Consider the following 23,114-nt stretch of genomic DNA (forward strand, 5'->3'; position numbering starts at 1 on the left):
TCCCCGAACCGGCGCTGGCGGGACAAGGTACGCCTTTCCCGTCCGTTGAGGCTGCACAAGACGCGCACCGGTGGCGAGCACGTCGTCAACGCGTTCGCGGAGAAGCTCGAACTCGCCAAACTGAGCCCCGAGCAGTTCACGCAGGTGCTGGAAACCCTGCACATGCTGGGCGAAACCGGCGCGGGTATCGAGCTGAGCTCACTGGAGACCGAGGTGCTCGTCGACGTCGTTCAACGGGCGTCACGCGAGCAGCTCAAGGCGATCGCCGATCACCCGGAACTGCGTTCGGCGTTCCTCGACGAGATTTTCCGCAGAATGTCGGATCATTTCGTTCCCGAACGCGCACGGCATGTGGACTTCGTCGTCGCGTGGCGTTTCACCGATGGTGACGGAGAAGACGGTTTCGATCGTTTTCAAACGGTCATCGAAGACGGCGTCTGCGTTTCGAGCACGGATCTCGCGCGTACTCCCGACACCACCATCACCCTTTCCGTCGACGACTTCATCCGGATGGCGACCGGCAACGCGGCGGTGGCGGCGATGTTCGTGACGGGCAAGGTGAAGGTGAAGGGCGAGTACGCGCCGGCCGTGCGGTTCAGCGGGTACTTCGACATCCCGAAGCCGAGCGTGGGCTGAAAGCGTCCTTCACCGCATGCGACGCGGCGAAGGACGCTTTCGCCGCGTCGCATGCGGTGAAGGACGCTTTCAGCCCTCGACGATGCGGCCCTCGATCACCGGCGGCTGCTTCTTGGCGGCCTCGGCGGGCGGCGTGTCCACGACGACCTCGCTGTCCACCACCATCACCGGCCCGCGGGCCCGGTTCGCGAACTTGACCGCCCGGCGCGCCATCCGCTTCTGCCACACCTTGCGCGCGACGCTCCGCGTCGGCGGCAGGATGAACAGCAGGCCGATGACGTCGCTGACGAAACCGGGCAGCAGGATCAGCAGGCCGCCGAGCCCGATCAGCATCCCGTCGGTGAGTTCCTTCTCCGCGTCGGCGGGGCGGCCGAGCCGCGCGGACTCGGCGAACGCCCGGAAGGCGCGGCCGCCTTCACGGCGCGCGAGCCAGGAACCGACGAACGCGCCGGCGAAGAGCAGCGCGATCGTGCCGAGCACGCCAACGGCCGAGCCCACCGCCCACACGGCGGCGATCTCGGCGACGACATAGAGCAGGAACGCGACAGCCATACCTGGACAACGTACGGCTTGCCCGTTTTGCTCCCAACCCCGGTCAGCCGATCCGGCGAAGGAACTCCTCCGCCTCGCGTGGCCCGGTCAGCACGATCCGCCGCGCGTGCGCCCCCTGCTCCGCCAGCCGCCGCACCGTCCGCTCCCGGTGGTGCTTCGGCCAGCGCCAGACGTAGGAGTAGAACTCCAGATCCAGCCTTTCGGGGCAGCCGGGCGCCTGGTTGTCCCGACCGTATTCGCGCAGGCAGCGCGTCAGCACCCGCCGGAGGCAGACGCGGCGCGGGTAGTCGAGGAAGACGATCGTGTCCGCTCTCGGGAGGCGAAGATGCATCGACGCCCCGTAGTTCCCGTCGATCACCCAGGCGTCGGACGCGATGACCTCCTGTTGCGCGGCGTGGAACTCGGCGTCCGGCGCCGGTGTCCAGCCCGGCCGCCAATAGAGTCGGTCGAGATGGGTGACGGGCAGGCCGAGCGCGGCGCCGAGCCGTCGCGAGAACGTCGACTTCCCGGCGCCGCTGCAGCCGACGACCATGACGCGCCGCATGGTCAGGCCTCGTCGAGGTACGCGGCAGCCTGCAGAGTGAACAGCTCGGCGTAGCCCGCCTCTGCCGCCATCAGCTCGTCGTGTGTCCCGTATTCGGCGACCTTTCCGTGTTCCAGCAACAAGATCCGCTCCGCCTGCCGCACGGTGGAGAACCGGTGCGAGATGTACAGCGTCGTGCGCCCCTCCGAAAGCTCCCGCAGCCGGGAGAAGAGGTCGTGTTCGGCCTGGGCGTCCAGCGCGGAGGTCGGTTCGTCGAGGATCAGGATCGGCGCTTCCCGCAGGAACGCCCTGGCCAGCGCGATCTTCTGCCATTCGCCGCCGGACAGGCTGACACCCTGGTCGAACCAGCGCCCGAGCGGGCTGTCGTACCCGTTCGGCAGCCGCTCGATCCGCTCGTCGGCACCGGCGCGTTTCGCGGACGACTCGATCCGTTCGCGGTCGACGAGGTGCGTCAGGTCGCCGAGCCCGATGTTCTCGGCGGCGGTGCCCTGGTAGGTCACGTAGTCCTGGAACATCGCGCTGATCCGCCGCCGCAGTTCCACCGGGTCGTATTCGCGGATGTCGACGCCGTCGAGCAGGATCCGTCCGCCCGTCGGGTCGTACAGCCGGCACAGCAGTTTGAACAGCGTCGACTTCCCGGCTCCGTTACGGCCGACGACGGCGACCGTCTCACCCGGCCGGATCTCGAAGCTCACGCCGTCGAGGGCGGGGTCGGCCGCTCCTGGATAGGTGAAGGACACTTCTTCGAACCGGATGTGTCCCTCCACAGTGGACGGAAGCGGCCGCGGCTCCGCCGGCGCGACGATCTCCGGTTTCGTCCCGAGGAAGCGATACAGCGTGTCGAGGTAGAGATTGTTCTCGTACATCCCGGAAAACGCGGTGAACAGGCCCTGGACGGACGTCTGCACCGACGCCGCGGCCGCCGTGTACAGCGCGAGGTCGCCGAGGGTGAGCCTGCCGCCGACGGCCTCCAGCGCGATGTACAACGCGATCGCGGAACCGGCGGCCGTGCTGAGCAGGCCCCAGGATGTCGAACTGACACTGCGCTTGCGGGTCAGTGTCCGCTGACGGTCGTAGAAGACCTGGCCGAGCCGCTGGAACCGGTCGACGAAGTACGGGCCGAGCCCGAAGAGCTTGGTCTCCTTGGCGTAGGTGTCCGTGGTGACCAAGGAGTTCAGGTAGTCCATCCGCCGTTTCAGCGGCGACATCATCACCGTCAGCCAGAACGCGCGGGCGCCGTACTTCGACTGCGAGATGAACGCGGGGATCGGCGCCACGAGAGCGACGAGCGCGAGCAGCGGGCTGATCGAGACCAGCAGCGCGATCATGCTGCCGAACGTGATCACCGTCCGGATCAGGCCCAACGCCGAGTTCATCATCGACAGCGGCCGGGTCGGCGCCTCCTGTGAGGCCTGGCGCAACATGTCGTAGGACGCGGAACCCTCGAAGTACGAGAGATGAAGCGCGCTCGCGTGGTCCATCACCTGGTGGCGGATGGTCAGCGTCATCCGTTCCTGCAGCAGGGACTGGCCGTAGGTGGTCAGCGCCTGCGAAACCGCGGTGAGCACGAGGATGCCGAACTGGAAGAGGGCGACACCGACGATCGCGCTCTTCGTCCCGTGCCCCTGGATCGCCGCGACGACCGAGTCGATCAGCAGCTTCGCGATGTACGCGGTCGCCGTTGGGAGGAGGCCGGAAAGCAGCGTCACCAGGGTGATCACGATGGTCAGGACCGGGCTTGCCTGCCAGGTCAGCTTCGCGACCTTCGGCAGGCCGCGGACCGTGCCCGCGACGTTGACCCACATTCGGTTGAGCCGGGACTTCAGGTCTTTCGGGACGGCTTCGGGTTCGGGCTCCGGGATGTCGACCGGGCCGGTCAGCCCGCTGTCGGGCACCGTCGACGGCGGGCGACGGCGCCTGCCGCCGCGCGCCATGAACAGCTCGATGCCGCCTCCCCCACCGGGCGGGCCGATCACGCGGCCGCCAAGGCGCCGTTGAGGAACACGTCGACGAGCTCCATCGTGGTGGGTTCGTCACCGGTCTCGCTGAACCGGATCCGGCCGCTGAACAGCAGCGACAGGAAGAGCGCCGCGGACTGCGACGGCGGCAGGCGGAGCCGGTCCTTCTCCGGTTCGAACAGCTCGGCCATGGCGTCGCGCATCGCGCTCATCGACTCCTTGCGCCGGTCTCGGCGGTCGCTGTGATCACCGTGGCGATGCTCCGGCCGCCTGCCGGAGCCGTGCATGACCGCCATGAGCGCGCCCATGCGCTGGAGGTGCGCGCTGAGCGCGTCGGCCGCCTCGATGAGCCTGTCGTCGAGGGGCTGGTCGAGGTCGATGACCGCGATCGCGTCCAACACCTGATCGGGCTTCAGCGCTTCGGCGAAGCAGGTGGCGAACAGTTCGTCCTTGTCCTTGAACACGCGGAAGACCGTGCCCTCGCCGATACCCGCGGCGCGCGCGATCTGGCTCGACGTGACTCCGGCACCGTGCTCCACCAGCAAGGGCAGCACGGACTGGACGATCATCCGGCGCCGCTCGTCGGCACTCATCCCCGGCGCTCTCCGCCGGGCGGTGGTCTCTGTCATGCCACCAGTGTGCGGAGTGAGCGCTCACTCCGTCAACCGAATATGGCTGAAGTCCGTGAGGGCCTCCTTCCCTACCTTGAGAGTAGGGAAGGAGGCCCTCACGGACTTTGGCTCAGTAGGTGATCGCGACCGCGGGGTCGGCCAGCAAGGCGCCGACGTCGGCCAGGAACTCCGAGCCCTGCTGCCCGTCGACCACACGGTGGTCGAAGCTCAGCGAAAGCTGGAGCACCTTGCGCACCTTGATCTCGCCGTCGACCACCCACGGAGTGTCCTTGATCGCGCCGAGGCACAGGATCGCGGACTCGCCGGGGTTGATGATCGGCGTACCGGTGTCGACGCCGAAGACGCCCACGTTGGTGATGGTGATCGTGCCGCCGAGCATGGCCGCCGGGGTGGTCTTGCCCTCGCGGGCGACGTCGGTCAGCTCGGTGAGCGCGATCGCGAGTTCCTTGAGGGACATCGAATCCGCGTCGCGGACCTTGGGCACGACGAGCCCGCGCGGGGTGGCCGCGGCGATCCCGAGGTGCACGTAGTCCTTGTAGACGATCTCCTGTGCCGCCTCGTCCCACACCGCGTTGACGTCCGGAGTGCGCTTGGCCGCCAGGCAGACGGCCTTCGCCGCGAAGGTCAGCGGGGTGACCTTGACCCCGGCGAACTCGCGCGACTTCTTCAGCTTCTCCCGGAATTCCATCATCGGCGTGACGTCGATGGTCAGGAACTCGGTGACATGCGGGGCGGTGTAGGCGCTCTGCACCATCGCGGCGGCGGTGGCCTTGCGGACGCCCTTGATCGGGACCCGGCGTTCCCGCGTCGCGGGGTCGTAGCCACTGTCCACAGTGGACGCGGCGGGGGCCGATCCGTTGGCGGCCGCCTGCACGTCGTCACGGGTGATGACGCCGCCCTCGGCGGTGCCGGTGAGCGCGTGCAGGTCGACGCCGAGGTCCTTGGCGAGCTTGCGCACCGGCGGCTTCGCCAGCGGCACGTACCCACCCTTCGGCTTTGAAGGCACAGCAGCCACAGCAGGCTCGGGCGCCACAGCCACCGGCGCCGCGGCGGGAGCGGCCGGAGCCGCGCCCTTGCGCGCCCGCCGCTGCGTGACGACGGCCTTGGAGCCGTAGCCGACCAGCGGCTTCATCTCCTCTTCCGCCGGCTCCTCCGCCGCGGGCGCGGTGGTGGGGGCCGGGGCCGCCTTGCCGCCGGGATCGACGTCGATGGTGAGGATCGGCGCGCCGACCTCCACCGTCTGGCCCGGCTCGACGAGCAGTTCGGTGATCACGCCCGCCCACGGGATGGGCAGTTCGACGGCGGCCTTCGCGGTCTCGACCTCGACGACGATCTGATTCACCGTCACGGTGTCACCCGGCTTGACCTGCCAGGCGATGATGTCGGCCTCGGTCAGCCCCTCCGCCGTGTCGGCCAGGGGGAATTGTTTGTACTCGGGCATTTCAGCGATTTCCCCCTTACCAGGCGAGCGAACGGTCGACGGTGTGCAGCACGCGGTCCAGGTCGGGGAGGTAGTGCTCCTCGAGCTTGGCCGGCGGGTACGGCGTGTCGAATCCGGTCACCCGCAGCACGGGGGCTTCCAGCGAGTAGAAGCATTCCTGCTGCACGCGCGCGGCGATCTCCGAGGTCAGCGACGATTCCGACGGCGCCTCGCTCAGCGCGATGAGCCGTCCGGTCTTGCGCACCGACTCGAACACCGGCTCCAGGTCGAGCGGGGACAGCGTCCGCAGGTCGATGACCTCCAGGGACTTGCCCTCGTCCTCGGCGGCGGCCGCCGCGTCGAGCGCGACCTTCACCGACGGGCCGTACGCGACGACCGTGGCCGTCGTGCCTTCGCGGACGACGCGGGACTTGAACAGCTCGTCCGGCGTGGCCTCGGTGTCGACCTCGGACTTCATCGCGCCCGAGTGGTACAGCTTCTTCGGCTCGAAGAACAGGATCGGGTCGTCGGATTTGATCGCCTGCTGGATACCCCAGTAGGCGTCGACGGCGTTCGAAACCGAAACGACCTTGAGGCCGGGGATGTGCGCGAACAGCGACTCCGGCGACTCCGAGTGGTGCTCGACCGCGCCGATGCCGCCACCGAACGGCACCCGGATCACGATGGGCATCTTGATCTTGCCCTGCGTCCGGTAGTGCAGCTTGGCGACCTGGCTGGAGATCTGGTCGAAGCCGGGGAAGATGAAGCCTTCGAACTGGATTTCGCACACCGGGCGGAAACCGCGGACGGCGAGGCCGACCGCGGTGCCGATAATGCCCGACTCCGCGAGCGGCGTGTCCAGCACGCGCTGCTCGCCGAAGTCCTTCTGCAGGCCGTCGGTGATGCGGAAGACGCCGCCGAGCTTGCCGACGTCCTCACCCATGATCAGGACCTTCGGGTCCTCTTCCATGGCGCGACGGAGCCCGAGGTTGAGGGCCTTGCCGATGGTGAGTTTCTGGAGATCGGTCATTTCAGTGCTCACCCGCCCCGACGAAACCGTCCAAGTAGGACAGGAACTCTTCACGCTGCGCGTCCAGCAGCGGCGTGGACTCCGCGTACACGTTGGAGAAGATCCGGTCCGGTGGCGGTTCGGGCATGTTGAAGCAGTAGTCGCGCAGCTCGGCCGCGAACGCGTCCGAATCGGCCTGCACCTGGTCGAAGAACGCCTGGTCGGCGCCGCCACCGCGGGCGAGGTACGCCCGGACGCGCTCGATCGGGTCCTTCAGCTTCCACTCCTCCAGCTCGTCGGAGAGCCGGTAGCGGGTGGGGTCGTCGGTGGTGGTGTGCGCGTCCATCCGGTAGGTGAACGCCTCGATCAGCACCGGGCCGTTGCCATGGCGGCACTCCTCCAGCGCCCAGCGGGAGACCGCGAGGCAGGCGAGGACGTCGTTGCCGTCCACGCGGATGCCGGGGAAGCCGTAGCCGCGGGCGCGCTGGTACAGCGGCAGGCGCGACTGGCGTTCGGTGGGCTCCGAGATCGCCCACTGGTTGTTCTGGCAGAAGAACACGAGCGGCGCGTCGTAGACGGCGGCCCAGACGAAGCCTTCGTGCACGTCGCCCTGCGAAGTTGCTCCGTCACCGAAGTAGCAGATGGTCGCTTCGCTGTCGTCGTCGCCGACCTTGCCTTCGAACTTCTGGCCCATCGCGTAACCGGCGGCGTTGAGCACCTGGTTGCCGATCACGATGGTGTACGGGTGGAAGCCGTGGGCCTTGTAGTCCCAACCGCTGTGGTCGGTGCAGCGGAAGATGCCGAGCACCTCTTTGAGGTCGACGCCGCGGGTGTACGCGACACCGTGCTCGCGGTAGCTGGGGAACGCCATGTCCCCCTTCCGCAGCGCGCGGCCGGAGCCGATCTGCGCGGCCTCCTGCCCGAGCAGCGGCACCCAGATGCCGAGCTGGCCCTGGCGCTGCATCGCGTTGGCCTCGCGGTCCGCGCGGCGGACCAGGACCATGTCGCGGTACAGGCCCTTGAGGGCCTCGGCGTCGATGTCGTCGACGTAGCGGTCGAATTGCGGCGAGGCGACTCGTTCGCCTTCGGGGGTGAGCAGCTGAGTCAGCTCAGCGCCACCTTCGCTCGTTGCTCGCAAACCGGCGATCACCTGTTCGGGGGAAGGCTGCGCCGCTACGGCGGCCGGGCCATCTCCAGGTTCCGGGTGCGTCCAGTGTTCGGACGGCATGCGCTGCTCTCCTTGATGTCGGCGCCTCTGGCGGCCACTTGTGGCGGCCACAGTGACTGCGCCGGCGGGGACCAGCGCGTCGGATCTGAAGCGCTGGGTCACCGTCGGCGTTGACGGTTCGTGCGCACATCCTGGCATGCCGGACGCCGTTTTGGTCAGTGGCGGATGCTGATTTGTTGCTGAGAAAGGGTGTCTGATCAGGGAAAATGCTAGGAAGCCCGAGTGTGGGGCCGCCGAAAGTAGGGAATTCACCCGCGGGCCGACCAGCGGACGACTCGTCCGGACGGGTGTCCTGCCCGGCTTGATCGATGACGATCCGTGCCCGCCGCTGTGATCCGTCCCACTCCCCGGCACCCGTGGCAGGATGGCGGACGTGGAGCAGAAATCCGTACGCGAAACCGTGGTTTCGAACTGGACGAACGACGTCCTTCCCAGCCTGTCCGGCCTGGTGGCGATCCCCGCCTTGTCGCCGGCGTTCGACCCCGAGTGGGCGAAGACCGGCCATCTCGCCGCCGCCGTCGAGCACGTCCGCTCCTGGATCGCCGCACGGGAGATCCCCGGCGCGACGCTCGAGGTCGTGGAGCTCGAAGGCCGCAGCCCGCTGCTGGTCGTCGACATCCCGGCGACGTCCGAAGCCGCCGAAAAGGGCACCGTGCTGATGTACGGGCACCTCGACAAGCAGCCCCCGGTCGGTGGCTGGTCCGAGGGGCTCGACCCGTGGACGCCGGTGATCCGCGACGGTCGGCTGTACGGCCGCGGCGCGGTCGACGACGGCTACTCCGGCTACGCGGCGACGACGGCGATCGAGGCCGTGCGCGCCGCCGGTGGCGAGCACTCGCGCGCGGTCGTGCTGCTGGAGACCGGTGAGGAATCCGGCAGTCCGGATCTGCCCGCCTACGTCGAGCACCTGAAGGAGAAGCTCGGCACGGTCTCCCTGGTCGTCTGCCTCGATGCGGGCGGCACCGACTACAAGCGGCTGTGGCTGACCACCAGCCTGCGCGGAATGCTGCACGTCAACGTCACCGTGAAGGTGCTCGAGTCCGCGCAGCACTCCGGCATGGCCAGCGGCATCGTGGCGAGTTCGTTCCGTGTCCTGCGTGCCCTGATCGACCGGATCGAGAACGCCGAGACCGGCGAGATCAAGCTCGCCGAGCTGAGCGTCGACATCCCGGAGAACCGCGTCGAGGACGCCCGCGGCGTCGTCGAGATCGCGCCCGGCGCGGCGAAGACGCTCTTCCCGGTGGTCGGCCGGACGGTCTCCGACGACGATCTGGAGCTGCTGCTCAACAACTCGTGGCGGCCGACGCTGTCGGTGATCGGCGCGGAGGGCTTCCCGCTCCCGGCCGACGCGGGCAACGTGCTGCGCTCCAGCACCACGCTCACCCTGAGCTTCCGCCTCCCGCCGACCGCCGACGCGAAGGCCGCGATGGAGGCGGTCCGCCGTGTCCTCACCACCGACGTGCCGTACGACGCTTCGGTCGAACTCGGCGACTTCCAGGCCGAAAACGGCTGGAACGCGCCGGACACCGCGCCGTGGCTCGACGACGCCCTGCACCACGTGAGCGGCGAGGTCTTCGGCGCGCCGCACAAGAGCTTCGGCATGGGCGGATCGATCCCGTTCATGGGGCTGCTCGGCGAGAAGTACCCGGAGGCGCAGTTCGTGGTCACCGGCGCCTGCGGGCCGGACTCGAACATCCACGTGCCGGACGAGTGGCTGAACATCGACTTCGCGCAGCGGGTCACCGAAGCGGTCGCGCACATCCTGGACGCGCACGCCCGGAGCTGACGGAGAGCATCGGGTCTCGTGAGTGGTAAGGACGGTTCTAACCGTCCTTACCACTCACGAGAACTTGTTCAGCGCCGCGGCGAGTTCCGTCAGCTGCGGCGTGAAGCGCTGGTACGAGAACGGCGTCTCGTTGTTCCACGGGATCAGCTTCCCGGCCTTCACCGCGGGCAGCTGGGTCCAGGTCGGCACGCCGCCGAGCCCGTCCGGGCCGAGCGAGAGCGAACCGCCGCGGCTGTCGTACATGATCACGTCCGCCGGGTACTTGCCGATGTTCTCCCAGCTGATCTGCTGGTAGTAACCGCCCTGGCTCTCGTCCGGCGCCTCCGGCGTGACGAAGTCCAGCCCCTTGCTCTGGTAGTGCTTCGAGGTCGCGAACTTCGGCGCGTTCGAGACGTACACGGCGTCCTTCTGCGCGGACACCAGCAGGATCTTCAGCCCGGCGGCCTTCTTCGCCGCTTCGGCGAGGGCGGCGTCGGCCTTCTCGTACTCCTCCTTCGCAGCACGGATCGCCGGAGTCTCGGTGTCGGCGCCGAGCGCCTTCGCGAGCGCGATGAACTTCGCGATCCCCTCGGGCATCGCGAGCCCCTGCAGCCGGACCCCGACACTCGGCGCGGCCTTGTCGATCTTCTCCGTCTGCGTGTCCGGGATGTACCACATCTGGTCCTTCAGGTACATCACGCTGACCAGCAGCTGCGGGTTCAGCGAGACGAACTTGTCGAAGTTGAACTCGTTGTAGACGTTCCCGAGCGAGGTCACCGCGTTCAGGTCGACGCCGCCCGCTTGCGGGTCCGGCTTGCCGTCGGCGAACTTCGACGGGCCGAAGATCCCGATCGATTTCACGCCGAGGTCCCACAGCGCCGCCGCCGCGGTCACCTGCGCGACGATCCGCGTCGGCCGTTCGCCTTCGAGCTTGCGGCCGCGGTCGTCGGTGAACGACCAGGTCGCGCCCGCTCCCTGCGTGGGCGTCTCGTCCTGGTAGCCACAGGCGGTCAGGAGGCCGGTGGCGCCGAGCGCCGCGGAGCCGGCGAGAAAGCCGCGTCGGGAGAGGTGCATGGAGATCTTCTTTCGCCGTCGAACCGGATTTCGTGGTTAGGCTAGCCTTCGCTTACTCTGAAGGCCATGGTCCAGGTCACGGAGCGCGTCAGATCACCCCGGACCAGCGTTTCCGTGAGAACGCTGGTCCTCGTGGGGTCTTTGACAGCGCTCGTCGCGGTCATCCTGCTGTCGATCGGCTTCGGCTCGAACCGCCTCTCGCTCGGCGAAGTGCTGCATGCCCTCTTCGCCTACGACGGCGGCTACAACGACGTCGTCGTCCGCGACGATCGCCTGCCCCGCACGGTCCTCGGCGTCCTGGTCGGGATGGCGCTCGCGCTGGCGGGCTCGCTCATGCAGGCGATCACCCGCAACCCGGTCGCGGAGCCCGGCCTGCTCGGCATCAACCACGGCGCCGCGGTCGCGATCGTGCTCGGCTCGACACTGTTTTCGGTGACTTCGCCCGGCGAGTACGTCTGGTTCGCCTTCGCCGGGGCGCTCGCGGGAACCGCGCTGGTCTCGGTGATCGGCGGGACCCGCGGCGCGACGAGCCCGCTGCGGCTGGTGCTGGCCGGCGTCGCGATCCAGGCGGTGTTCGTCGGGATCAACCAGGGCATGCAGATGGTCAACACGCACAACCTGCAGGCCATGCGGTTCTGGCTGGTCGGCTCGCTGGTCAACCGGAACGCCGACCAGCTGTCCGTGCTGCTGCCGTTCTTCGCCGCGGGCGTGGTGATCGCGATCGTGCTGGCCCGCGCGCTGAACGCGCTGGCGCTGGGCGAGGACACGGCCCGCGGTCTCGGCGCGAATCCGGCGCTCGTCCGCGTCGCCGGGATGGTCGCCGTCGGCCTGCTGTCGGCGTCGGCGACCGCGGCCTGCGGGCCGATCGCCTTCGTCGGCCTGATGATCCCGCACGTCGTCCGGACGCTGATCGGCCAGGACGAGCGCTGGGTGATGCTGATTTCGGCGCTGCTCGGGCCGGTTCTGCTGCTCGGCTGCGACGTCCTCGGCCGCCTGCTCGGCTCGCCCGGGGAGATCCAGGTCGGCGTGATGACCGACGTCGTCGGCGGGATCGCGTTCGTCATCGTGGCCCGCAGGCTGAAGGCGGTGCGCCGATGACCGCCCTCGTCCGTCGTGAGTCCGTTTTGGACAGACGATCACTGGTCGTCGTCGCCGCGCTGGCCCTGGTGGTCCTTGCGCTCGTCGTGCTCTCGGTCGGCACGGGCGACTACGAGATGAGCCCCGGCGAAGTGCTCGCGACCCTGGCGGGCCAAGGGACGAAGGCGCAGTACCTGGTGGTGATGGGGCGGCTTCCGCGGGCGCTGGTCGCGATCCTCGTCGGTACCGCGCTGGCGCTGGCGGGGGCGGTGTTCCAGACGATCACCCGCAATCCGCTCGGCAGCCCGGACGTCATCGGCTTCACCACCGGTTCGGCGACCGGCGGCATCGTGGGCCTGTTGCTCATCGGTTCCGGCCCTGGCGTCGTCTCGCTCGGCGCGCTGGCCGGTGGGCTGCTGACCGCGCTGGTCGTGATGGCGCTGTGCGCGCCGCACGGACTGCTGAGTTCGCGGCTGGTGCTGCTCGGGATCGCGGTCAGCGCGGTGCTGGTCGGCGTGAACTCGTATCTGCTGGTGAAGGCGAACCTCGAAGCCGCCTCGCAGGCCGTCGGCTGGCTGGTCGGCGACCTCGCCGGGCGCGACTGGAGCTACTTCGTTCCGCTGGCGGTCGCGGTGGCGGTGTTCGCCCCGATCGTGTTCGTGAACGGCCGTGCGCTGCGCATGCTGGAGATGGGCGACGACACCGCCACCGGCATCGGCGTCGACGTCCGCCGCGTGCGGCTGACCCTGGTGCTGGTCGCGGTCGCGCTGGTCGCCGCGGCCACCGCCGCGACCGGGCCGCTGCCGTTCATCGCCCTCGCCGCGCCCCAGCTCGCGCGCCGGATGACGCGTCTGCCGGGGCCCAACCTGGCGGCTTCGGCCTTCGTCGGCGCGGCGCTGGTGGTCGCGGCGGACTACCTCGGCCAGCGGCTGCTGGAGTCCTCGCTGCTGCCAGCGGGTGTCGTGGCGGCGGCCCTCGGCGGCGCGTACCTGCTCTGGCTGTTGCTCCGGCGCAGGGCCTAGGTCAGCCGGGTCAGCTGCACCGAGACGTCCAAAGTGGACTGACCACCGCCGGTGAAGATGCCCTTGAGCGGCGGCACGTCGGCGTAGTCGCGGCCGTACGCGACCCAGACGTGCCGCGGCCCGACCGGGATCGCGTTCGTCGGGTCGTAGGCCCACCAGCCGCCGGTCCAGACGTCGACCCAGGCATGGCTTTCGCCTTCGACCGTCTCGCCGAGCTTCGCCTCCGGTTTCGTGTGCAGATACCCGGAGACGTAGCGCGCCGGGACGCCGATCGCGCGCAGCATCACCAGCGTCACATGCGCGAAGTCCTGGCAGACCCCTTCGCGCGCACGCCACGCGTCGGTCGCCGTGCTGTGCACGCCGGTCGTCCCCGGCTGGTACTTCAGCTGCTGGTTGACCCATTCGCAGACCGCGAGCACGGCCTCCGCCGGTTCGAGCCCCTTCCGCAGTTCGCGCGCGACCTTCGAGAGCTCCGGATCGCGGGGCGTGTACGGCGTCGGCGTCAGGTACTCGGTGCGGTGGTCGACGACGGTGTCGCCGCGCAGGTCCTTCCAAGTCGCCGAGCGGACGGGTTCGCCTTCGTCGGCCGTCTCGACCACCGACGTCGCGAGCACGGTGAACTCCGTGTGCGGCGCGTGAAGGTCGAACGAGGTCACGACGGTGCCCCAGTAATCCGTGTACCGGTACGCACGGGTCGCCGGCGTCGTCTCGACCCGGTTCACGACCGTGGTCTGCCGCCGGTCGGAGCGCGGGGTCAGGCGCGCCTCGTTGTACGACTGCGTGGCCGGGGTCGCGTACCGGTAACCGGTCCGGTGGGCCACCCGAAGCTGCCAGGTCACAGCGAAACCTCCGCACCGCTCCAGGCCACCCAAGGTGACGAATGGAAGTACTGCACCGAAACCGCGTCGCCGATGTCCTTGATCGAGGTCTGCAGGGCGCCGAGCCGCTTCGGCAGGTCCTCCAGCAGATCCGACGGCCGCAGGAACTCCAGCTCGCTGCGCGCTCGGCCGAGCTGCCGCAGCGCCTCGGACTTCTCGTTGGCACGCGAGTTGACACCGGGGTCGAGCCGCTCCAGGCATTCCTCGGCCTGCCGCAGCGCGTGGAACACCGAACGCGGGAAGAGCGTGTCGCGCAACAGGAACTGCACGACCCGGCCGGCGTCGAGCGCGCCGCGATAGGTCCGCAGGTACGTGTCCTGCGCGCCCGCCGAACGGAGCACGGTGATCCAGCCGGGTGACGACGCGCTGTCCTGGACCCGCGAGAGCAGCAGCCGCACCACCATGTCCGCGCGTTCGACCGAGCGGCCGAGCACCATGAACAGCCAGCCGTCGTCGCGGCTCATGGTCGAATCGGCGAGCCCGGCGAACATCGCCGCGCGTTCCTCCACGAACGAGAGGAACGCGTGCGGCCCGGCGCGACGCGCGTACCGCTGCCTGTCGGGCACCGCGTTCCACGTCGCGTTCAGGCATTCCCACAGCTCGGTCGAGACGACCTCGCGCGCGCCGCGCGTGTTCTCGCGGGCGGAGTTGATCGAACCGACGATCGACGCCGGATTGTCCTTGGCGTAGGCGACCAGTTCGGTCAGCTTCCACACGTCGAGGGTGTCCATGCCCTCGGGGTGATGCCGAGGACGGCGAGCAGCTGGCGGCTCGCGTGGTCCGGGTCGACGCTCGCGTCTTCGAGCAGCTGATGCACGGAGACGTTGAGGATCCGGGAGGTGTCATCGGCGCGTTCGACGTACCGGCCGATCCAGTACAGCGATTCCGCGTTGCGGGCGAGCACATCAACCTCCCTTATGCCTGTTGCTGCTGTTGTTGCTGGGTCGTGGTCAGCTCGGGTCCCTGTTCGGCGACCAGACCGTCCACTTGGGACAGTGCGCCCAGCGCGGGCCGCTCCAGCTCCCGTTCCGCCGTCGAGGATCGCGGCGCCAGCACCCAGGTGTCCTTGGAGCCGCCGCCCTGCGACGAGTTGACGACCAGGCTGCCCTCCGGGAGCGCGACCCGGGTCAGCCCGCCCGGCAGGACGAAGATCTCCTTGCCGTCGTTGACCGCGAACGGCCGGAGGTCGACGTGCCGCGGCGCCAGCCTGTCGTCCACTTTGGACGGAACGGTGGACAGCTGGACCACCGGCTGCGCGATCCAGCCGCGTTTGTTCGCCCGGACCTTCCGTTTCAAAGCGGCCAGCTCCGCCTGCGTCGCCTCCGGGCCGAACACGATGCCGTACCCGCCCGAACCTTCGACCGGTTTGACCACCAGCTCGTCCATATGCCGCATGACGTGGTCGAACTCGTCCGGCAGCCAGCACCGGAAGGTGTCCACGTTGGGCAGCAGCGGCTTCTCGTTGAGGTAGTACTTCACCATCTCGGGCACGTAGGTGTACACGAGCTTGTCGTCACCGACGCCGTTGCCGACCGCGTTCGCGATCACCACGTTGCCCGCGCGCGCCGCGTTCAGGATCCCGGCCACGCCGAGCACGGAATCCGGCCGGTAGTGCACCGGATCGAGGAATTCGTCGTCGATCCGCCGGTAGATGACGTCGACCTGCCGCTCACCCTCGGTGGTGCGCAGGTAGACGACGTTGTCCCGGCAGAACATGTCGCGACCCTCGACCAGCTCGACCCCCATCAGCCGGGCCAGCAGCGAATGCTCGAAGTACGCGGAGTTGTGCACGCCGGGCGTGAGCACGACGACCATCGGGTCGGCGACGTTCGCCGCGGCCGCCGCCCGCAGCGCGCGCAGCAGATGCGAGGCGTAATCGCCGACCGGGCGCACCCGGTGCTGGGCGAACAGATCCGGGAACACGCGCGCCATCGTGCGGCGGTTCTCCATCACGTACGACACGCCGGACGGGTTGCGGAGGTTGTCCTCCAGCACCCGGAAGGTGCCCTCCTCGTCGCGCACCAGGTCCACACCGGACACATGGATGCGGACGCCGTTGGGCGGGTTGATCCCGAACGCCTCGCGCTGGAAGTGCTCGCACGAGGTGATCAGCCGTCGCGGGAGGACGCCGTCACGCAGGATCTGCCGATCGCCGTACACGTCGGCGAGGAAGGCTTCGAGCGCACGGACCCGTTGCGCCACACCACGTTCGAGTTTGCCCCATTCGGCGGTGGTGATCACGCGCGGCACCAGGTCCAGCGGGAACGGGCGTTCCTGGCCGGACAGCGAGAACGTGATGCCCTGGTCCACCATGGCCCGGTCGATCGCCGCCGACCGGGACGAGAGGTCTCCCGACGTCAGCGCGGAGATCGATTCGTACAGTGCCCGGTACGGCTGCCGGACCGTGCCGTCGGCGGTGAACATCTCGTCGTACGCGCCCGCGTGCGGCCGGGACGGCGAGAGATACCCGTCGAACTGCGCCCCGGGTTTCGCCGCGCGCCTCGCCGACGTCGTCGTCCGCGGGCGGCGACCCGCAGGTGGGAGCCGGGGCGCCGAGTTGTTGTTCATGGTCGCCATACTCGCTCACCCTGCCATGCCGGCGCGATACGCGATTCGGAGGCTTGTTGAGTTGATCAGGACGATGCTAGTGTCGTTAATTATTTTCGCCGACCTCGGGGAGGGGGTTGGTTCTATTCGACATGTCGTCGGTGGTCAGTGAATCAACGATCGGATGGTTCTCTCCGATCGGTTGTCGAACCTGTCATACCTGTCGATTCGGAGGGGATGTTGAAGAATTTTCTCAAGGCGTTCGTCGTGGCTGGAGCCGCCGCGGCGACCATTGTCTTTCCGAGCGTCGCGGTCGCCCAATCATCGGGTGACGACGTGGCGGTAATGGATGGCTCACGCGGTTGTGACTACGACCGACCGGCCTGTGTGACTCTGCGAAATGACTTTGTCCGCCACGGCTACAAGGTCTCCGACATCTTCTATACGCCCCCGGATGCCACCTGTCCGGGAGGCTGCAATTACTACGGCTACTGGTTCAGGTTCTGGCGGTAGTCGTGTCGAGGGCGTGGCCGCCCGACCGGGCGGCCACGCCCTTTGCCGTGATCGGGGACACACGCGGGTTGTGACAGAACGGTGCTTCGTTACTCGGCCGATCAGTGGCAGGATGCGAAAACTCGATTGGTAACCGTTACTAGGAGTGACACCGTGGCGCGTCGAACCATACGCAGAGCGCTCGCCGTGCTTCCCGTCCTGGCTTTGGCCGTGACCACGGCAGGCTGTGCGGAGAAGGTCAACACCGGATCGAACACCGAGGCCGGAGGGCAGATCACGCTGGTGGAAGCCGGCAAGTTGACCACTTGCACGCACCTCCCATACGCGCCGTTCCAGTTCACGCAAGGGGACAAGACCGTCGGCTTCGACGTCGAGCTCGTCGATCTGATCCTTCCGCTGGTAGGCGCCTCGGAGCAGAAGATCTTCGACACGCCGTTCGAAGGCATCAAGTCCGGTGAGTCACTGAACATCGGTAAGTGCGACGTGGCGGCGGCCGCGATGTCGATCACTCCTGAACGCCAGGCCGTGATGGACTTCTCCGCGCCGTACTTCAACGCCAAGCAAGCCCTCCTGGTGAAGAAGGGTTCCGGGCTGGACAGCCTGGAGAAGCTGCGTGGCAAGAAGCTGGGTGTCCAGCAGGGCACGACGGGCGAAACGTACGCCAATGAGAACAAGGCGAAGTTCGGCTACGAGGTCGTGCAGTTCGAGGACCTCGCGCTGGAGCAGACGGCCGTGAAGACCGGGCAGGTCGAAGCCGGCATCAACGACGACGTCGTGCTGCTGGACTTCCTCAAGGCCAACCCGGACGTGGAGGTCACCGCGACCTTCGACACGGGCGACAACTACGGCATCGCCGTCAAGAAGGGCAACGGCGCGCTGCTGGCCAAGGTGAACGAGGCGCTCACGAAGGCCAAGGCCGACGGCACGTATGAGCGCATCTACGAGAAGTGGTTCGGCAAGAAACCGACTTCCTGATCAGTCGCTTGAGGGGCGGCCACCGACGGTGGCCGCCCCTTACCGCATGTCAGCCACTCGACTGGAGAAACCCGCATCATGGCTATTTCCAAGCGCAAACGGCGTCAGCGCATCCAGCTGGCCCAGTATGCGCTACTGGTGATCGTCGTCACCGTGCTCGCCCTGGTGGCGGACTGGTCCACCATCAATCGCGCGTTCCTGAATGTGGACGCGGCGTCGGCGCAGTTCCCCGGCATCATCACCACTTCGCTGAAGAACACCATCATCTACACGGCGCTCGGCTTCGCCGTCGGCCTGGGGCTGGGCCTCGTGCTGGCCTTGATGAAGCTGTCTTCGGTGCCGCCCTATCGGTGGATCGCGACGATCTACATCGAATTCTTCCGCGGAATTCCCGCGCTGCTCGTCTTCATCGCCCTTGGATTCGGTGTACCGCTGGCCTTCGGGCTGGTTTTCGACATCTACTCGACCGCGGCGCTGGCACTGGGCTCGGTCGGTGCGGCCTACATGGCCGAAACGATCAGGGCGGGTATCCAGGCGGTGCCGCCCGGCCAGGTCGAGGCCGCGCGTTCGCTGGGTATGAGTGAGGGCCGGGCGATGATCACCATCGTCATTCCGCAGGCGTTCCGAATCATCCTCCCGCCGCTGACGAACGAGCTGATCCTCCTCACCAAGGATTCGTCGCTGATCTATCTGCTCGGCGTGGCCCGGGACGAATACGAGCTGACCAAATGGGGTCGTGAAGGACTCAACGCCACCGGGTCCATGACGCCGATCCTGCTGGCAGGCTTGTGCTACTTGATCATCACCCTCCCGCTGGGCTATCTCTCCAGGTACCTGGAGCGTCGTGCCGGCAGGAAGTCCGACCGCGGCCTGGAGGTCGAAGCGTGAGCCCCGTAGTCGAGCTGTCAGGCTTGCACAAGGCATTCGGGAACCTCGAAGTGCTCAAGGGCATCGACCTGGAGGTCCAGCGCGGCCAGGTCGTGTGCATCATCGGCCCGTCGGGTTCCGGCAAGTCGACGTTGCTGCGCTGCGTCAACCTCCTCGAGGAACCGCAGCAGGGCAAGATCGTGGTCAACGGCAGCGAGATCACCGATCCGGACGTCGACATCGACGGCGCCCGCACGAAGATCGGCATGGTCTTCCAGTCGTTCAACCTCTTCTCGCACCTGAGCGTGCTGGAAAACCTCACCGTCGCCCAGCGCAAGGTGCTGAAGCGAGGCAAGGAAGAGTCGGAGCGCGTCGCGCGGGAGAACCTCGCGAAGGTCGGGCTGGCGGAGAAGGAGTCTTCGCTGCCGACTCAGCTTTCCGGCGGGCAGCAGCAGCGCGTCGCGATCGCGAGGGCGCTTTCGATGGATCCCGACGTCATGCTGTTCGACGAACCGACGTCGGCGCTGGACCCGGAACTGGTCGGCGACGTCCTCGCGGTCATGCGGCAACTCGCGCAGGAGGGCATGACGATGCTCGTCGTCACGCACGAGATGCAGTTCGCCCGCGAGGTGGCCGACATCGTGCTGTTCATGGACGGCGGCGTGGTCGTCGAGCAGGGCTCGCCCGACCAGGTGATCGGGGACCCGCAGGAGGAGCGCACGAAGACGTTCCTCTCGCGGGTCCTGAACCCGAACCACCAGGGCTAACGTCCTCGTAGCTGCGACTCCAGCTGGACGACCTTCGCGACGATTTCGTGCGGCCCGGCGCCCATGAGGCTCACCCAGCCCTTGGCGTCCGGGCCGAACACGACACGGCCGTGTTCGGTGTCCATCCAGCCCGGCGGCCTTTCGACGCGTTTCCGGTTGCCGCCACCGTCACGGATGGCGACGTAAAGCCGCCCGAAGAAGGTGTGCGGCGACCGGATCCACTGGAGGATCTTCTTCGCGTCGCGGATGCTCGGGCCGCTGCCGGTGAGCATTTCGCCCTTCATCAGGACTTGAAGGTCGGCTTCCGAACAGTTCAAGGACGGCGTGCGCGCGGCGGGAGCCTCGGGGAGCAGGCCGGTGAATTCCTGCGCCAGCGTGTCCGGCCGCGTCGGCGTCAGATAGACAACCTTGTCGACCAGGACGACGTTGACTGCTTCCCGGCCACTACCCGCGGCGCGAACGGTCCGTTCACGCCCCTCGGACTTCACCCACGAGTAGTACTCCACCGCCGGCCGTTGCAGGAACCGCAGTGTGTCGAGGAATTCGTCGTCGATCCGGCCGCGCCTGAGCAGCCCTTGTCTGTCCAATTCGGACTGCGCGGTGGCGGCGAGCTCGCGACGCTCCTCGGGCAGGTACCACTGCGCGCCGCGGACGAGCGTCGGATGGATGTCACCGAGATTGTGTTGGTCCAGCAGGGTTTCGTAGGTCTGGAGCGTCAGTTCGACGGGTTTCTGCAGCACGGTTACGCGCCGATCACCGGCGGAACCGGCTTGTTTCCGTCGTAGCCGCCGAAGAGGGAATCGCCGTCCTCTTCCTGCAGCGTGATCTTGCGCTGGTGCTCCTCGTCCTCGCCACCCTTGCCTTTGCCCGCGCCGGCGCCCATTCCGCCGCCGCCCATGCCCGGCGCGCCGGGACGTCCCGCCGCCGCGGGGCCGCCCGCCGGTGTGCCGCGCATCGCGCCTTCACCGGGCATGGCGGCGCCGACGCCGCGACCGGGCCCCATGCTCCCCGGTCCACCCGTCGACCCACCTGGCCCGAAACCGCCGCCGGGCCCGAAACCGCCGCTGAATCCACCCGACCCCGGGCCGAATCCGCTGCCGCCACCGGGTCCACCGGTGCCCGGTCCTCCCGGCCCGAAGTTGGGCGGCGGGAAGTTGCCCGGGCGCCCCTGCACCTTGTCGTCCGTCCTGGACAGGTCGGTCTGGTCGTTCGGCCGCGGAGACGGCAGCGGCCGTGGCATCTGCGGCACCCTCGGCGGCTGCGGAACCTGCGGTGGCCGCGGCGCCTGATACCCCTCGGCCCCCGGAGGCGCGCTGTACGAACTCGGCCCGCCGGTGTACCCACCGGGACCACTGTGCCGCCCGGAATCGCCGGGCCCGCCGCTGAACCCGCTGACCTTGGTCTGACCGGGATCGATCGGATCCGGCGTGATCGGCGCGGCCGAAACGTTCGGATCGTGCGCGGCCGGATAGGCCGGCGCGAGCGACTGCTGCCGCGGCTGAGTGCTCTGGTAGTACGGCTCGTAGATCTCGACGTTGTGCTTGGTGTCCGCGTCGAACTTCGCCGCCGCGATCTCGTCGTCACTCGCGCCGATGGACAAGACGTCTTCGGGCCCGCTGTCCCCCGCACGCTCCTGCTCGACCGGGCGGACATTGCCGCGCGTGTAATGGAAAGAAGCGTTCTGGTCGAACATCGACTGGCGGGCGCGGTCCATGTTCTCGCCCGCGAGCTTGGAAGTCGCGATGAGCGGGGCCAGGCCGGCTGTTCCGCTGTCGGCGGCCTTGCCCTTCCAGAACGTGCTGAGCGCGGTCTGGCTGTTCTCCATCGCCTTGCTGAAGTTTTCGTGGAACACCATCAACTTGTGCGAGGCAACCTGCGCCTTGTCGAGAGTTTCCGTCGTGGAGGGATTGGCGTTGAGCTTGGTGAAGATCTCCCAACCGCTATAAGTCATGGCCTAAGCTCCCTTGAGCTTCTTGATCGCCGCGGCAGCGACCTTGGTGGCCAAACCACAGGGATCTGACAACATGGGGTTTCCAGTGGCCAGGAGCGGTGTGACCGTATAGGTAAGGTCGTCACGCACACCTACTGCAAGTACACACCGCCCCTTCCCCTCTCCGCCGTTGTCGTAAATGACGCCCGGATACCCCTCGATCGAGTCGATCGGCTTGAAAGTGGAGAGTCCGCCCTGTGCGTGTTTTGCGTAGAGGCTGCTCAGCCCATCCTTGTTGCCAGGCAGAAGGCCCGCGGTCACGCTGCTTGGTCCTGCTTCGAAGATCCAGCCACAGCTCTTCCCGAAAGTCCCGTCGTCGACCTCTGTCTTCTCGACCTTTCCGCCGAGTTCCTCGATCTGAGCGGTGGCTACCGTGCTACACGGGTCCGATTCGGCTTGAGCGGTATTCAGGATCGGGTTAGTCACGGCAGGAGCGCCGTTCGACGGCAGTCGAGCAGAGGTAGGTGCAGTCGGGGCGGCCGAGGTTGCGTTGCCCGTCTTGGGGTCGCTGCATCCGCCTACCAGCAGCAAGCCGCTCACTGCGGCTACGGACACGAACTTCCTGGTGTGAAGCATCAGTCGGCCTTCCCGATCTGGCGGAGCGCGTCTATGGCTGCTTGATCCTGGTTCTGATAAGCAGTCCGGATTTGCCTCAAAGTGTCCAGGTACGAGTTCGTGTAGTCCCACGCCCCCTGCATGAATGCCTGGTAGGAACTTCCCGAGTTGTTCGCAGCGACCGTGTATCCCTCGCTGCCGACTTCATGGCCCGGTGGCTGGATTTGATTCAGTACGTCGGCCTCTCGACGCGCCTTGCGGAAGTCGCTCTCGAGACAGTCTTCAAGAGACTTGATCACGGCGTCCATAGCGGCAGGGTCGAACTCCCAGCCGCCGTTCGCCGAGGCGGCCGCGAAGTCGGCCTTCGCTTGCCCGCTGCCCAGTTCGCTGTAGTTCGGTGGCGGTGGCGGCGCTGCAGCGGCACCCTGGATCAACCCGGAGCCTTGTGGTGGCGCCTGCGGCCCCGGCCCGTTTATCTGGTCGTAGACCCCCTGAGGGCCGCGTCCCGGTCCAGTCATCGACGTGCCTCCCCGCACGGGCCGCGATGGGGCGCGACCTACCCGTAGTTCCCTACTGACTCCAACCGGTGACGATAGCAGCAGGTAAACCGTTGATCAGCCACTTCGAGGAAGATCACCATCGAAAGGTGGGCGGCCTGGTGTGGTTTGTCCTGATCGACGGTTTCGCATGGTCAGGACTTATTGAGGTGTGAGGTCGTCCCGAGTGTCGGCCGCGCGCGGGCAACGACCCTTCCTTCGCCATCGTTGTCGTAGATGACGCCGGGTGGCCTTCGATCGAGTCGGTCGGCCTGAAGACTGCTCAAGCCACCTTTGTTGCCGCGTAGGAGACCGGCGGTCAGCACTGAAGCCGCCGCGACAACGAGCAAATGCCCTTGTTTATGTCGTGCCTCCCCGCACGGGCCGCGAAGGCCGCGACCTACCCGTTGTCCACCACTGACTCCGGTGAGTGACCGTAGCAGCGAACCCGGAAACCGGCGGCGAATCCGGTCAAGATCACCAAGGCGAACCCGAACGGCCTGGTCCGGAAGCCGAGGCGGCCGTTCTGCCGTCGCGATCCCGTGGCAGGTTGCGGTCTACTTTCCCGG

Annotated in this window: 22 protein-coding genes and 1 pseudogene; 8 read left to right on the forward strand and 15 right to left on the reverse strand. The window is 67.7% G+C overall.

Annotated features, from left to right (window positions below; all coding sequences use genetic code 11):
• The first annotated feature begins 45 nt into the window (after nt 1-45).
• Nucleotides 46-636, forward strand: coding sequence for an SCP2 sterol-binding domain-containing protein (locus MJQ72_RS42645; RefSeq protein ID WP_240601570.1), 591 nt, complete (start codon nt 46-48; stop codon nt 634-636).
• 69 nt (nt 637-705) lie between these two features.
• Here MJQ72_RS42645 and MJQ72_RS42650 read toward each other — a convergent pair whose 3' ends face one another.
• The 7 genes from MJQ72_RS42650 to pdhA form a co-directional block, all read right to left on the reverse strand.
• Entirely contained in the window at nt 706-1,188 is a 483-nt protein-coding gene (locus MJQ72_RS42650) for an FxsA family protein (RefSeq protein WP_240596494.1), read from the reverse strand.
• 43 nt (nt 1,189-1,231) lie between these two features.
• Entirely contained in the window at nt 1,232-1,732 is a 501-nt protein-coding gene (locus MJQ72_RS42655) for a DNA topology modulation protein FlaR (RefSeq protein WP_240596495.1), read from the reverse strand.
• A 2-nt stretch (nt 1,733-1,734) separates the two neighbouring features.
• Nucleotides 1,735-3,678 (reverse strand): ABC transporter ATP-binding protein, encoded by a 1,944-nt coding sequence (locus tag MJQ72_RS42660; protein ID WP_315860927.1) that lies wholly within the window; start codon nt 3,676-3,678, stop codon nt 1,735-1,737.
• A gap of 26 nt (nt 3,679-3,704) precedes the next feature.
• Entirely contained in the window at nt 3,705-4,283 is a 579-nt protein-coding gene (locus MJQ72_RS42665; protein ID WP_240601572.1) for a TetR/AcrR family transcriptional regulator, read from the reverse strand.
• 148 nt (nt 4,284-4,431) lie between these two features.
• Nucleotides 4,432-5,763 (reverse strand): dihydrolipoamide acetyltransferase family protein, encoded by a 1,332-nt coding sequence (locus MJQ72_RS42670; RefSeq protein ID WP_240596496.1) that lies wholly within the window; start codon nt 5,761-5,763, stop codon nt 4,432-4,434.
• A 16-nt stretch (nt 5,764-5,779) separates the two neighbouring features.
• Nucleotides 5,780-6,772, reverse strand: coding sequence for an alpha-ketoacid dehydrogenase subunit beta (locus MJQ72_RS42675; RefSeq protein ID WP_240596497.1), 993 nt, complete (start codon nt 6,770-6,772; stop codon nt 5,780-5,782).
• Nucleotide 6,773: 1 nt separating this feature from the next.
• On the reverse strand, nt 6,774-7,979 hold the full coding sequence (gene pdhA, locus MJQ72_RS42680; RefSeq protein ID WP_240596498.1) for a pyruvate dehydrogenase (acetyl-transferring) E1 component subunit alpha: 1,206 nt from the start codon (nt 7,977-7,979) through the stop codon (nt 6,774-6,776).
• A 373-nt stretch (nt 7,980-8,352) separates the two neighbouring features.
• Here pdhA and MJQ72_RS42685 point away from each other — a divergent pair, with 373 nt between their 5' ends.
• Nucleotides 8,353-9,765 (forward strand): M20/M25/M40 family metallo-hydrolase, encoded by a 1,413-nt coding sequence (locus MJQ72_RS42685; protein ID WP_240596499.1) that lies wholly within the window; start codon nt 8,353-8,355, stop codon nt 9,763-9,765.
• A gap of 54 nt (nt 9,766-9,819) precedes the next feature.
• Here MJQ72_RS42685 and MJQ72_RS42690 read toward each other — a convergent pair whose 3' ends face one another.
• Nucleotides 9,820-10,818, reverse strand: coding sequence for an ABC transporter substrate-binding protein (locus tag MJQ72_RS42690; RefSeq protein ID WP_240596500.1), 999 nt, complete (start codon nt 10,816-10,818; stop codon nt 9,820-9,822).
• A gap of 132 nt (nt 10,819-10,950) precedes the next feature.
• On the opposite strand from MJQ72_RS42690, the gene MJQ72_RS42695 reads away from it, so the two are divergent.
• Together MJQ72_RS42695 and MJQ72_RS42700 are read left to right on the forward strand one after the other, a co-directional pair.
• Nucleotides 10,951-11,916: an iron ABC transporter permease gene (locus tag MJQ72_RS42695; protein ID WP_240596501.1), complete on the forward strand. Its 966-nt coding sequence runs from the start codon at nt 10,951-10,953 to the stop codon at nt 11,914-11,916.
• Entirely contained in the window at nt 11,913-12,917 is a 1,005-nt protein-coding gene (locus tag MJQ72_RS42700) for an iron chelate uptake ABC transporter family permease subunit (RefSeq protein WP_240596502.1), read from the forward strand. The genes MJQ72_RS42695 and MJQ72_RS42700 overlap by 4 nt, the downstream gene beginning before the upstream one ends.
• Here the strand turns inward: MJQ72_RS42700 and MJQ72_RS42705 are convergent.
• From MJQ72_RS42705 to MJQ72_RS42715, 3 genes and pseudogenes are all read right to left on the reverse strand, one after another.
• On the reverse strand, nt 12,914-13,756 hold the full coding sequence (locus MJQ72_RS42705; RefSeq protein ID WP_240596503.1) for a transglutaminase family protein: 843 nt from the start codon (nt 13,754-13,756) through the stop codon (nt 12,914-12,916). The two genes, MJQ72_RS42700 and MJQ72_RS42705, sit on opposite strands and share 4 nt — an antisense overlap.
• Nucleotides 13,753-14,699, reverse strand: a pseudogene (locus tag MJQ72_RS42710) (alpha-E domain-containing protein). Before MJQ72_RS42710 ends, MJQ72_RS42705 begins: the two are co-directional and overlap by 4 nt.
• Nucleotides 14,700-14,710: 11 nt before the next feature.
• Nucleotides 14,711-16,372, reverse strand: coding sequence for a circularly permuted type 2 ATP-grasp protein (locus tag MJQ72_RS42715; protein ID WP_240596504.1), 1,662 nt, complete (start codon nt 16,370-16,372; stop codon nt 14,711-14,713).
• Nucleotides 16,373-16,579: 207 nt separating this feature from the next.
• On the opposite strand from MJQ72_RS42715, the gene MJQ72_RS42720 reads away from it, so the two are divergent.
• The 4 genes from MJQ72_RS42720 (at nt 16,580) to MJQ72_RS42735 (ending at nt 19,464) form a co-directional block, all read left to right on the forward strand.
• On the forward strand, nt 16,580-16,855 hold the full coding sequence (locus MJQ72_RS42720) for a hypothetical protein (RefSeq protein ID WP_240596505.1): 276 nt from the start codon (nt 16,580-16,582) through the stop codon (nt 16,853-16,855).
• Between the two features lie 153 nt (nt 16,856-17,008).
• Nucleotides 17,009-17,830, forward strand: a complete 822-nt coding sequence (locus MJQ72_RS42725) for a transporter substrate-binding domain-containing protein (RefSeq protein WP_240601574.1) — start codon at nt 17,009-17,011, stop codon at nt 17,828-17,830.
• 78 nt (nt 17,831-17,908) lie between these two features.
• The gene (locus MJQ72_RS42730) at nt 17,909-18,718 is read left to right on the forward strand and encodes an amino acid ABC transporter permease (protein ID WP_240596506.1); all 810 of its coding nucleotides are present in this window, start codon (nt 17,909-17,911) and stop codon (nt 18,716-18,718) included.
• Complete coding sequence (locus tag MJQ72_RS42735) at nt 18,715-19,464, forward strand: amino acid ABC transporter ATP-binding protein (RefSeq protein ID WP_240596507.1); 750 nt, start codon at nt 18,715-18,717, stop codon at nt 19,462-19,464. Before MJQ72_RS42730 ends, MJQ72_RS42735 begins: the two co-directional genes overlap by 4 nt.
• On the opposite strand, the gene MJQ72_RS42740 is transcribed toward MJQ72_RS42735, so the two are convergent.
• The 4 genes from MJQ72_RS42740 to MJQ72_RS42755 are packed head-to-tail and all read right to left on the reverse strand — an operon-like array spanning nt 19,461 to nt 22,527.
• A complete protein-coding gene (locus tag MJQ72_RS42740; RefSeq protein WP_240596508.1) occupies nt 19,461-20,204 on the reverse strand; it encodes an ESX secretion-associated protein EspG in 744 nt (247 codons plus the stop codon). The two genes, MJQ72_RS42735 and MJQ72_RS42740, sit on opposite strands and share 4 nt — an antisense overlap.
• Nucleotides 20,205-20,206: 2 nt before the next feature.
• Nucleotides 20,207-21,415, reverse strand: a complete 1,209-nt coding sequence (locus MJQ72_RS42745; protein WP_240596509.1) for a hypothetical protein — start codon at nt 21,413-21,415, stop codon at nt 20,207-20,209.
• Between the two features lie 3 nt (nt 21,416-21,418).
• Complete coding sequence (locus tag MJQ72_RS42750; protein WP_240596510.1) at nt 21,419-22,030, reverse strand: DUF3558 domain-containing protein; 612 nt, start codon at nt 22,028-22,030, stop codon at nt 21,419-21,421.
• Complete coding sequence (locus MJQ72_RS42755) at nt 22,030-22,527, reverse strand: hypothetical protein (protein ID WP_240596511.1); 498 nt, start codon at nt 22,525-22,527, stop codon at nt 22,030-22,032. The genes MJQ72_RS42750 and MJQ72_RS42755 overlap by 1 nt, the downstream gene beginning before the upstream one ends.
• Nucleotides 22,528-23,114 lie beyond the last annotated feature (587 nt).

Origin of the sequence: Amycolatopsis sp. EV170708-02-1 (assembly GCF_022479115.1) — a bacterium.
In the GTDB taxonomy this organism is placed as follows: domain Bacteria; phylum Actinomycetota; class Actinomycetes; order Mycobacteriales; family Pseudonocardiaceae; genus Amycolatopsis.

What these genes read in the sequence shown, in the direction of transcription:
- MJQ72_RS42650 (WP_240596494.1), bottom strand. Translation starts at nt 1,188, where the DNA reads ATGGCTGTCGCGTTCCTGCTCTATGTCGTCGCCGAGATCGCCGCCGTG.
- MJQ72_RS42655 (WP_240596495.1), bottom strand. Translation starts at nt 1,732, where the DNA reads ATGCGGCGCGTCATGGTCGTCGGCTGCAGCGGCGCCGGGAAGTCGACG.
- MJQ72_RS42665 (WP_240601572.1), bottom strand. Translation starts at nt 4,283, where the DNA reads ATGAGTGCCGACGAGCGGCGCCGGATGATCGTCCAGTCCGTGCTGCCC.
- MJQ72_RS42670 (WP_240596496.1), bottom strand. Translation starts at nt 5,763, where the DNA reads ATGCCCGAGTACAAACAATTCCCCCTGGCCGACACGGCGGAGGGGCTG.
- MJQ72_RS42675 (WP_240596497.1), bottom strand. Translation starts at nt 6,772, where the DNA reads ATGACCGATCTCCAGAAACTCACCATCGGCAAGGCCCTCAACCTCGGG.
- pdhA (WP_240596498.1), bottom strand. Translation starts at nt 7,979, where the DNA reads ATGCCGTCCGAACACTGGACGCACCCGGAACCTGGAGATGGCCCGGCC.
- MJQ72_RS42690 (WP_240596500.1), bottom strand. Translation starts at nt 10,818, where the DNA reads ATGCACCTCTCCCGACGCGGCTTTCTCGCCGGCTCCGCGGCGCTCGGC.
- MJQ72_RS42700 (WP_240596502.1), top strand. Translation starts at nt 11,913, where the DNA reads ATGACCGCCCTCGTCCGTCGTGAGTCCGTTTTGGACAGACGATCACTG.
- MJQ72_RS42715 (WP_240596504.1), bottom strand. Translation starts at nt 16,372, where the DNA reads ATGGCGACCATGAACAACAACTCGGCGCCCCGGCTCCCACCTGCGGGT.
- MJQ72_RS42720 (WP_240596505.1), top strand. Translation starts at nt 16,580, where the DNA reads ATGTTGAAGAATTTTCTCAAGGCGTTCGTCGTGGCTGGAGCCGCCGCG.
- MJQ72_RS42730 (WP_240596506.1), top strand. Translation starts at nt 17,909, where the DNA reads ATGGCTATTTCCAAGCGCAAACGGCGTCAGCGCATCCAGCTGGCCCAG.
- MJQ72_RS42745 (WP_240596509.1), bottom strand. Translation starts at nt 21,415, where the DNA reads ATGACTTATAGCGGTTGGGAGATCTTCACCAAGCTCAACGCCAATCCC.
- MJQ72_RS42750 (WP_240596510.1), bottom strand. Translation starts at nt 22,030, where the DNA reads ATGCTTCACACCAGGAAGTTCGTGTCCGTAGCCGCAGTGAGCGGCTTG.
- MJQ72_RS42755 (WP_240596511.1), bottom strand. Translation starts at nt 22,527, where the DNA reads ATGACTGGACCGGGACGCGGCCCTCAGGGGGTCTACGACCAGATAAAC.